Genomic DNA, 1389 nt, shown 5'->3' with positions numbered 1-1389 from the left:
CACAGTGGTTTGGGGTGAGGGATTTGGGCAAGGTATACGCGCCGGCTGTGCGGGGGGAGGCGGCCTACCTGGTTGATGTGGACTGTGTAGAGGGGAGCATCGGCATTGGCGTAGACGGCCTCGTGGCGTCGGCCCATGCGATAACCAGAGTGGGCCCTGCGGAGGGTTTAGTGACGGTGGGCGGGGGCGTCGAGGTTTACGATTGGGATAAGTGTGTGGAGGCGCCGGTTGGGAAGGTTGAACATCTGCGCTGCCCCTATTTCCCCTACAGCGGGGGGCTGTCAGAGCCGTGGACCTCCGCGGAGTTTTTGGACTGGCGCGACGTGAGGACCTGGACGGACGAAAGGCTTTCAGCCGGACGCGTGACGTACGCAGTTCCCTCCGGCGTGTGGGCCGAGGCGCAGCCAGAGTTCCCGAGGTGCGCCACGCTGAAGGACTTCAGGTTTAAACTGTGCGGCGGCAGATGCTACCCGTATGCTCGTTAGGGTAAACGTCAGGTCTGGGGAGGAGGTCTTGGTGGAAACTGTTGTCATGAGAAGCGGCGGCGAGCTGAAGCACGGTCTTGTGCCTATGCTCGGGCTTAACGTCGTGGGCGGCTTAACGGGATCGGGCAAAACCGTTCTCGCCGACGCTATTTACCTAGGGAATACGTGGAGCATCGCCAAGCTCACAGATTCCGCTCATATAGTCCAGCGCATTATTGACGAAATAGGGATGCGGGTATACGACGTCAACTACACGGCGTGTTTTAGAGAGGACGAGGTGGGCGACGACGTTTGCCTCCAAACCGTAGTTAAGTCAAACGTTGCCGAGTCCGTTGCCTTCCTCCGCCGGGGTACTAGGACGGAGCTTGACGAGGAGATGAAGAATAGGCTGGCATACGCCTTGGCGCATATAATCTCCCTTCCCCACGGGCTGAGAGAGGCTTTTTTCAGCACTTCGCAACGACGAGTTGCTGAAATTAGAGAGCTCTTCACGACGTGGAGGATGTGCGAAGTTCAGATATTTGTCCCGCCCTTCATGCTTCCCGACGGAGAGGTGCCTTGCTACGTCAAGAAGCTGGAGGTGGGAATACCGCCTGAGCTACGTTTCGAAGAGGTTATGGTGGGATGGCGCCGCTTTTTGTATGCGCCCAGTAGCCTTGGGGAGGTGATGGAAGCCTTGTTAAAAACTCTTCTGGAGGTTGCGGTGAAAATAAGAAAAACGGCGGCGGCGCACGGCGTCTCGCTGCCGCCCATGCTCTACATCGACGACGCGTTTAACGGCCTCGACGGCTCTAGGCTGGTCAAGGTGGTGGAGTTACTGAACAGCGGCGAGGCGTCTGTCTACGCCGTTACGCACAGACTTGAGGCTTGGCAGAGGGCGAGGCGGGGGTTTGTGATCACGTAC

2 protein-coding genes are annotated in these 1389 nt (G+C 58.5%); both read left to right on the top strand.

Going from position 1 to position 1389, the window contains the following annotated elements; translation table 11 throughout:
- The coding region (locus ACP5J3_RS14645; protein WP_428496353.1) for a hypothetical protein at positions 1-485 on the top strand (485 nt) is incomplete at its 5' end.
- On the top strand, positions 475-1389 hold a 915-nt coding region (locus tag ACP5J3_RS14640; RefSeq protein ID WP_428496352.1), incomplete at its 3' end, for a hypothetical protein. The genes ACP5J3_RS14645 and ACP5J3_RS14640, both read left to right, overlap by 11 nt.

This window comes from Pyrobaculum sp. (assembly GCF_049971835.1).
Lineage (GTDB): Archaea > Thermoproteota > Thermoprotei > Thermoproteales > Thermoproteaceae > Pyrobaculum.
The sequence above is the reverse complement of the archived record's forward strand: the minus strand, read 5'-3'. Positions and strand labels throughout refer to the sequence as shown.